Below are 8,284 nucleotides of genomic sequence, written 5' to 3'. Positions count from 1 at the left end.
GCATGAGCCGGAACCCGCGGTCCTCGACTTCGTCGGACCGGCACCGGACGCCGCACACCCCGACCGGTTCACCACCCCCGGCAGCAAGGACGTCGGGATTCTCTCGGCGATGGTTCCCGGCGCGGCCGCAGGCTGGTCCGCGGCCCTGGAGCGCTACGGGACCATGGACCTCGCGACGGTGCTGGCGCCGGCCATCGGCTACGCCGAGCAAGGCTTCCCGGTCTCCCACTACCTCCACCACTACCTCGCGGCGGCCCGTCCCCGCCTCGAACTCGCCGCGACCAGCAGGGAGATCTTCCTCCCCAACGGACGAGTCCCGCGTCCGGGCGAACTCCTGGTCCAGAAGAACGCCGCCGACACCCTGCGGCTCATCGCCGAAGCCGGTGCCGAAGCGCTCTACCGGGGACCCGTCGCCGAGGAGATCGTCCAGTACTGCGCCGACCACGGCGGCCTGCTGGCGGCGCCGGACCTGGCCGGCTTCGCGCCCCGCTGGCAGGACGCGATCTCCAGCACGTATCGCGGGCTGACGGTCTACTGCCCGCCCGCGCCGAGCGCCGCGCTGGAGTATCTCGTGAGCCTGCGCATGCTCGGCGAGTTCCCGCTCTCCGAGATGGCGCCGGACAGCGATGCCTACCTGCATCTGCTGTCCGAGGTCTTCAAGGTGGCGATCGAGGAACGAAAAGCCCACGTGATGGATCCGTCGCCTCCCTACGACGACCTGCTGTCCGACGCACATATCGCGGCGGCGACAGAACGGCTGGACCTGCGGCGGGCAACCGCGTTCCCGGGGGAGCGTCATGAGTACAACCCCGCGCTGGAGTGGACCCGGGCCGTGTTCGCCGGCCCGGCGAAGGAGAACACGACGCACTTCGTGACCGCCGACGCACAGGGCTATGTGGTGTCCTGCACCCAGACCCTGGGGGGCGCGTTCGGGTCAGGTGTGGTGGCCGGCACCACCGGACTACTGCTGAACAGCTTCGCCTCCTGGTTCGACACCGATCCCACAAGTCCCAACGCGATCGGCCCCGGCAAGAGAGTGGAGGTCTGCCTCGCTCCCTCACAGATCTGGTCGGACGGCCGACCGTACCTGGCCGTCGGCACCCCGGGGTCGTACGGCATCCTGCAGACCACACCCCAGATGATCATCAACGTGGTCGACCATGGCATGGGCATCCAGGAGGCGATCGAGGCGCCTCGGATCCGTGTCGGGCACGGCACCCTCCTGGGCACCGAGAGCAGGATCAGCACGGAAACCCTGGCCCGGCTCCGTGGCCGTGGACACCAGGTGCACGACCTGGGCGCCTGGAGCCGCGTGGTCGGCGGCGGACACGGCGTGGCCTTCGACCCGGACACCTCCACCATGTGGGGCGGAGCCGACCCACGACGCGACGGCTTCGCATTCGCCTGGTGAAGAAGAACCCGCTGTGAACCTACAAGGCAGCATCGACGTCCACGCACACTTCCTGCCCAAGCGGTACCGGACGGCGTACCGACACCTCGGTACGCCCGGCCCGGACGGCCTGGCAGCATGGCCGGACTGGTCCGTCGGCCAGGCCCTCGCCACGATGGACGAACTCGGTGTCGAACTCGCCATCCTGTCCGTCTCGTCGCCGGGCGTCCACTTCGGCGACGACCGCGCGGCGACGGTGCTCGCTCGCGGCGTCAACGAGGACGGGGCAACGCTGGCCGCCCGGCACCCGGACCGGTTCGGGTTCTTCGCCTCCCTGCCGCTGCCCGACGTGGACAGCGCGCTGGACGAGATCGCGTACGCACTCGACCAGCTCGGCGCGGACGGCGTGGTCCTGCTGAGCAACTACCACGGGACGTATCTCTTCGATCCGAGGTTCCGTCCGGTCTTCGACGAACTCGACCGCCGGGGCGCCGTGGTCTTCCTGCACCCCACGTCGCCACCGTGCTGGGAGCAGACCGCGTTCGGACAGCCCCGCAGTCTCATCGAGTTTCCCTTCGAGACCACCCGGGCGGTCACCGGTCTGCTGCTGACCGGTGCGCTGGACAGGTACCCGCGGCTGAGCATCATCCTCCCCCACGGCGGTGGCGCCCTGCCCTCACTCGCCGACCGGATCCACACGCTCGGGCAGCTGACTGCCGAGCGGCGCGGCGCCGACCCCGTCGAAGCTCTGGCGCTCCTGCGTCGGCTCCACTACGACCTGGCGGGCTTCCCACTCGACACCCAACTGCCCTCGTTGCTGCGGCTGGTGCCGCCGAGCCGGCTGCTGTACGGGACCGACTGGCCGTTCACTCCCCAACCCCAGATCACCGAGTCCGCCCGGCGCATCGCGCACACCCGTCTGCTGTCCGACGACGACCGCGACCTGATCCGGCACCGCAACGCGCGACACCTCTTCAAACGCTTCGAACCCTCCGACGCACCCGACCCTTCATAACCCGACCCTTCATAGGGAGTTCCCATGACTACACCCCACGCCGACCACCTCGACCGCTGGCAAGGGCTGGCCAGCAGCACCGTCTGCGACTGCCTCAACCGATTCCAGGCCATGCACGCGGCCATCCGGCCGGTCGTCGGCGGCACACTGCTGGGACGCGCATGGACCGCCCGGAGCATGCCGGGCGAGAACAACACCCTGCTGCGCGCCATCGAGACGGCACCGGCCGGCAGCGTCCTCGTCGTCGACGCCGGCGGCTTCGTGGACCGGGCCGTCTGGGGCGAGGTCCGCACCATGGAGGCCATCCGGGCCGGTCTGATCGGCCTGGTCGTCGACGGCGCGGTCCGCGACGTCGACGCGATCCGCGAGCGCGGCTTCACCGTCTACGCGCGCGGCATCTGCGCCGCCGGACCGAACAAGGGATGGGACGGCGATGTCGGCGGCCAGATCCAGTGCGCGGGCGTCGTCGTCAACCCGGGCGACCTGGTGGTGGCCGACACCGACGGAGTCGTCGTAGTCCCCCGCGACCGGGAAGAACAGGTCCTCCTCGCGGCTCGTCGACGTCAGCAGGAAGACGCCGACCTCATCGCCCAGGCCACCAAGGGTCAGCGATGATGGAAAAACCTGCGGTGACCTGGGAGCAGTACGTCCGCAACGGCGCGGCGCCGCGCGAGGTGATCGATGGCTTCCTGACCGGTCCGGGGTGGGCGGCGTTCGACCCCGAACTCGGCTATGTGTCGCAGAACTCTCTGGTGCCGTGGGGGATCGACGACAGCCGGACGATCGAGACGTTCGGCCCGACCGGCGCGCGGTCGGCGTTCCTGTACGCGGACCGGGTGCCGCGGATCAACACCTACGGCGACAGCTTCACCGAGGGCAACCAGGTGAGCGACGGCGAGACCTGGCAGGAGTACCTGGCCGGGCATCTGGGCGAGCCGATCGGCAACTATGGCGTCGGCGGGTACGGCGTCTACCAGGCGTACCGGCGGATGGTCCGGCAGGAGAGCGCCGAGCACGGCGCGGAGTATGTGATCCTCTACGTCTGGGGTGACGACCCGGTCCGCAGCCTGATGCGAGCCCGCTGGTTGCAGCGCTACCCGTGGTTCGCCGACCTGTCGCAGCGCAATCTCCAGTTCCACGGAAACCCGTGGGCGCACATCGAACTGGACCTGTCCACCGGCCGGTTCACCGAGCACGAGAGCTTGCTGACCACACCGGAGTCGGTGTACTCGCTGTGTGATCCGGACTGGCTGTGGGAGCACCTGGGTGACGACCTCGCGGTGCAGCTGTACGCGTACGGCGCCGGCCTGACCACCGAGTTCGACCGTGAGAAGGCCGATGCGCTGGCCGGCTGCCTCGGCTTCGACTTCCACGGCGCGACGGACCCGCGGGAGCAGGCCAACCGGCTGCTGCATGTGTACGGCCAACGGGCGACCAACCACATCCTCGACCTGGCCCGCGCATATGCCGTTGCCAACGGCAAGAAACTGCTGGTCGCGCTCAACTTCACCGCGCGTATCGGTGTCGGCGGCCCGGCCCGGGAGCTGGGGACCACGATCGGCGACGGTGAGCGCACCGACCAGCTGATCGTGGACCACCTGGCGGGCGGAGGCTTCGACTACTTCGACATGAACGAGGTGCACCGGCTGGAGTACGAGCGGATGGCGCCGAAGGGCCTGTCCTACACCGACTACCTCGGCCTGTACCGAGTCCGCGGCGGGCACTACAGCCCGCGCGGCAACCACCTGTTCGCGTACGCGATCAAGGACTCGTTGGTTGCGCTGCTGGACCCCAAGCCGCTGCCGTACCGCGAGCCCAACACCGACACGCCGATCGACTTCGAGGGCTACCTGCCCCGCTTCCACTGAGACCGGAGCGCCGCGGTCACACATCATAGTTTCCGTATTCAGAACTCAGGAGTGTTATCCGGATGGGATTCGCAGACCAGCGCTACACCGTCAACCTGTCGATCCTCTTCACGGAACTCCCGCTCCTTCAGCGGCCGGCGGCTGCCGCCGCGGCGGGATTCACCGCGATCGAGTTGTGGTGGCCTTGGGCCGGCTCACCCACTCCGGAGCAATCGCAGCTCGACTCCCTGAAGAAGGCGATCGAGGACACGGGCGTGCGGCTCACCGGCCTGAACTTCTACGCCGGCCAACTGCCGGGCCCCGACCGCGGCGCGCTGTCGATCCCGGGCGAGGAGTCGGAGAAGTTCCGCGTCAACATCGATGTGGTCGCGGACTTCGCCGAGTCGCTGGGCTGCACGGCGCTCAACGCGCTGTACGGCAACCGCGTCGACGGCGTCGACCCGGCGGAACAGGACTCCCTCGCGCTGGAGAACCTGGTTCTCGCGGCCCGGGCCGCCGACCGGATCGGCGCGATCCTCTTGATCGAGGCGCTGAACAGGCCCGAGTCGCCCCGCTACCCCCTGGTGTCGGCCCCGGCCGCCATCGAGATCGTCGACAAGGTCAACGCGGCCACGGGGCTCGGTAACGCGCGGTTCCTGATGGACCTTTACCACCTGTCCATGAACGGGGAGGACCTGCCGCAGATCATCGGGCGGTACGCGGCGAGGACCGGCCATGTGCAGATCGCCGACAACCCGGGCCGGGGTGCGCCCGGCACGGGCGTACTCCCGCTGGAGGACCTGCTCGGGGAACTGACGAAGGCGGGTTACGACGGCCGGGTCGGCCTGGAGTACAAGCCGGGGAACCACCCGAGCGCGGAGACCTTCGGCTGGCTGCCGGTCCAGTGGCGCGCCGCCCGCTGAACACCACACCACAGAGGTAGCACCGCAGTTGCAGTCAGAGAGGCACTGACCATGAACGACAATCTGGCGACTTCTTCCCGCCCACTGCGCCCGTCGATCGCCTGGGTCGGCCTCGGCATCATGGGCTCCCCCATGTCCGAGAACCTGATCAAGGCCGGGTACGACGTCACCGGCTACACCCGGAAGCAGGAGAAACTCGACCGCCTGACCGCCGCCGGAGGCACCGCGGCCGGGTCCGTGGCCGAGGCCGTGCGGAACGCGGACGTGATCATCACGATGGTGCCGGCATCCCCACAGGTCGAGGAGGTGGCGTACGGCCCTGAGGGCATCCTGGAGAACGCACGGCCCGGCGCCCTGCTGATCGACATGTCCTCCATCACCCCGCAGACCTCGATCGACCTGGCGGCGGCCGCGAAGCACAAGGACATCCGGGTCCTCGACGCACCGGTGTCCGGCGGCGAGGCCGGTGCCGTCGAGGCCGTGCTGTCGATCATGGTCGGCGGCGAGCAGGCCGACTTCACCTACGCGAGGCCGATCTTCGAGGCGCTGGGCAGGACGATCGTGCTGTGCGGCCCGCACGGTTCCGGCCAGACCGTGAAGGCGGCCAACCAGCTCATCGTCGCCGTGAACATCCAGGCGTGCGCGGAGGCCGTGGTCTTCCTGGAAAGGTCAGGCGTGGACCTGAAGGCGTCCTTGGATGTCCTCAACGGCGGGCTGGCTGGTTCGACCGTACTGACCCGCAAGAAGGACAACTTCCTCAGCCGCGACTTCAAGCCTGGCTTCCGTATCGAGCTGCACCACAAGGACATGGGCATCATCACAGACGCGGCGCGCGCTGTCGGCGCGCCGCTGCCCGTCGGTTCCGTGGTTGCCCAACTCGTCGCGTCCTTGCGCGGGCAGGGCGACGGCGGCCTGGACCATTCGGCCCTGCTGCGGGGCGTGGAGCGTCTGTCCGGCACCCAGGTCTGACCCCCTTCGCCCTTCATGACGCCTCATGGGACCTCATGAGGCGTTATGGGACCTTATGGGGCGTCAGCGCGTCGGCGACGACGAGGTGGAGTTCCTCGGCGGCCTGCCAGAGCTCCTCGATGTGGTGTGCCGCGCGGCGGGCACCGGCGGCGCCGAGGAAGAAGAAGTGGTTGCCGGGCATGAAACGGACCAGGTCCATGGACAGCCGCCGACTGGTCGCGGTCAGGCCCGCCCAGGTGTCGGCCGGCAGCGCCGTCGCATCCGACAGGCGCCATCCCAGCGAGTAGGCGGTGATCGCCGGCCAAGTGAGGTGATCGCACAGGGCGTGCCGAGCGTCCTGTGCGCCCTCCGGGACGACGGCCGCGCATATGGGGAACTCTGCCCACCGTCCCACCCCGGTCTCCCGGATCGCGGCCTCGGTGTCATGGACGTCGGCCTGCCCGTCCCAGTGCTGCGCCTCACCCCGCAGACCGACCGAGTGCCGGCACAGGTAGTGCCGTACGTACTCGTCCCGCGACATGATCGGCCTGCCCTGTTCCGCCTGAGCGGAGATCTGCCCGTACCAGTTGTCCAGCCGTGTCGACGACTGCCCCAGGGCGGCTTCCCACAGACCCTCGGGGGTCAATGGCTGGCCTGCCGGAGGGACCGGTACGAGGCCGGGCAGCGGAGCCGAAGCCGCGAGCGACACGAAGCACCGCAGATCGAGGCCGACCTGCCGGGCGGTCCGGGCGAACGGTAGGACGGATCGGCCGGCCATGCTCCAGCCGCACAGGATGACTCCGGCCCCGAGCTGGTGCTCGGCGACGATCCGTTGGGTGAGCACCGCTGCCGCCGCTCCCCACCGGTCGACGGTCAACTCCGGGTGCGCCGCCGGAAGGGCCGGATGGTCCGACGGATACGACAGCGCGAGTACGGTGAACCCACGTGCCGCCAGCCAATGCGCGAGAAAGTCGTCCGGGCGACCGTCCGGGTGCCCGTAACTGATGCGAGCCAGGTGGCCGCCGCCCGGCAGGAACACGACGAGGGGCCGACCGGGATCGCCCACCCGCAGATAGGTCAGGAGCGGGAGCCCTTCGCTGTACTGGAGGGACTCACCGCTGTAATGAAGGGATTCACCGCTGTACTGGAGGGACTCACCGGCGTACTGGAGGGACTCACCATGGCCCCGGTCGTCCCTCACAGCATGTGCTCCGCGTGGACGTCCGCGATCGCGTCCAGGTACGCCCTGGACCGCTCCGGATCGCGCAGGGCGAGTCCGACGAACAGCGCGTCGGTGATCGCCAGATGTGCCAATCGGCTGGCCGTGGCCTCCAGTCGGAAACCCTGTCCCGGGCTGCCCGCGATGAGCGGCGCGTCCGCGATGTCGGCCAGCGGCGAGCCGTGAAAGCTGGTCACCGCGATGACGTAGGCGCCGCCCGCCTTCGCGGTCTCCGCGGCCAGCACGGTCTCGCGTGTCGCGCCGCTGTGGCTCATCGCCAGGCAGACGCCGCTTTCGCCCAACTGCCGGGCGGCGATGTGCTGTGTGATCGCGTCCATCGGCGCTGCCGTGGCCAGCCCCAGCATCCGCATGCGGTGTGCCGCGTCTCGGACGGGTGTGGTCGACTGGCCGTTACCGACGAAGAACACCTTCTGGCGGGTGCGCAGGGCGCTCAACGCACCGGCGAACGCGACCGGGTCGACCGTGCTGATCGCATCGGACAGCGCACGGCTGCTGGCCGCGAGGATGGTGTGCAACACCGCGTCCGGAGGCGAGTCGGTGTCCAGCTCGTTGGCGAACACCAGTTGGTCGGCGCCGCGCAGGGCCAGGTCACGGACCAGGGCCAGCTTCAGGTCCTGGAAACCCTTGAACCCGGCTTGCTGACAGGCTCTGACCACGGTTGATGCCGCCGTATCAGCGCGCGCGGCAAGGTCTGCGGCGGAGTATCTGGTGGCTGCCTCGGGGTCGGCGATGATCACCTCCATGGCCCGACGCGCACTGGGCACGAGCGACGGCGCCGCGGCCTGAATCTGCGCAAGGACCGCACCGCTGGTCAGCGGGCCGGTCGACTGCCCGGCCGGAAGGTTCTGAGGACCCGGACCCGGTGCGCCGTCCCCGTCGCCCCCCTGACGTCGGGCTGCCTTAACCGTCATCCCCGCCCCT

General features: G+C 69.4%; 8 protein-coding genes. 6 read left to right on the top strand and 2 right to left on the bottom strand.

Translation table 11 applies throughout. The features are described 5' to 3' along the window. The 6 genes from AC27LF_RS35135 to AC27LF_RS35110 form a co-directional block, all read left to right on the top strand. Nucleotides 1-1,411 (top strand): gamma-glutamyltransferase family protein (locus AC27LF_RS35135; RefSeq protein WP_479665104.1); only part of this gene is annotated, 1,411 nt, incomplete at its 5' end. 13 nt (nt 1,412-1,424) lie between these two features. Then, nucleotides 1,425-2,405 carry an amidohydrolase family protein gene (locus AC27LF_RS35130; protein WP_479665105.1) on the top strand — a complete coding sequence of 327 codons (981 nt, stop codon included), beginning with the start codon at nt 1,425-1,427 and terminating at the stop codon, nt 2,403-2,405. A gap of 24 nt (nt 2,406-2,429) precedes the next feature. Further along, nucleotides 2,430-3,020, top strand: coding sequence for an RraA family protein (locus AC27LF_RS35125; RefSeq protein WP_451622614.1), 591 nt, complete (start codon nt 2,430-2,432; stop codon nt 3,018-3,020). Then, entirely contained in the window at nt 3,017-4,273 is a 1,257-nt protein-coding gene (locus AC27LF_RS35120) for a hypothetical protein (RefSeq protein ID WP_479665106.1), read from the top strand. Before AC27LF_RS35125 ends, AC27LF_RS35120 begins: the two co-directional genes overlap by 4 nt. A 62-nt stretch (nt 4,274-4,335) precedes the next feature. Then, nucleotides 4,336-5,175, top strand: coding sequence for a TIM barrel protein (locus tag AC27LF_RS35115; RefSeq protein WP_479665107.1), 840 nt, complete (start codon nt 4,336-4,338; stop codon nt 5,173-5,175). Between the two features lie 51 nt (nt 5,176-5,226). Further along, a complete protein-coding gene (locus tag AC27LF_RS35110) occupies nt 5,227-6,144 on the top strand; it encodes a 2-hydroxy-3-oxopropionate reductase (RefSeq protein ID WP_479665108.1) in 918 nt (305 codons plus the stop codon). A gap of 43 nt (nt 6,145-6,187) precedes the next feature. On the opposite strand, the gene AC27LF_RS35105 is transcribed toward AC27LF_RS35110, so the two are convergent. Beyond that, on the bottom strand, nt 6,188-7,324 hold the full coding sequence (locus AC27LF_RS35105; RefSeq protein ID WP_479665109.1) for an alpha/beta fold hydrolase: 1,137 nt from the start codon (nt 7,322-7,324) through the stop codon (nt 6,188-6,190). Further along, nucleotides 7,321-8,274 (bottom strand): MurR/RpiR family transcriptional regulator, encoded by a 954-nt coding sequence (locus AC27LF_RS35100; protein ID WP_487227824.1) that lies wholly within the window; start codon nt 8,272-8,274, stop codon nt 7,321-7,323. Before AC27LF_RS35100 ends, AC27LF_RS35105 begins: the two co-directional genes overlap by 4 nt. Nucleotides 8,275-8,284: the final 10 nt, after the last annotated feature.

The sequence above is a fragment of the Streptomyces diversicolor genome (assembly GCF_057537855.1).
Note: the sequence above shows the minus strand (reverse complement) of the source record. Positions and strands in the feature narration are given on the sequence as shown.

Bases quoted from the DNA above. Each gene is read 5' to 3' on its own strand.
- AC27LF_RS35125 (WP_451622614.1), top strand. From the start codon at position 2,430: ATGACTACACCCCACGCCGACCACCTCGACCGCTGGCAAGGGCTGGCC.
- AC27LF_RS35120 (WP_479665106.1), top strand. From the start codon at position 3,017: ATGATGGAAAAACCTGCGGTGACCTGGGAGCAGTACGTCCGCAACGGC.
- AC27LF_RS35115 (WP_479665107.1), top strand. From the start codon at position 4,336: ATGGGATTCGCAGACCAGCGCTACACCGTCAACCTGTCGATCCTCTTC.
- AC27LF_RS35110 (WP_479665108.1), top strand. From the start codon at position 5,227: ATGAACGACAATCTGGCGACTTCTTCCCGCCCACTGCGCCCGTCGATC.
- AC27LF_RS35100 (WP_487227824.1), bottom strand. From the start codon at position 8,274: ATGACGGTTAAGGCAGCCCGACGTCAGGGGGGCGACGGGGACGGCGCA.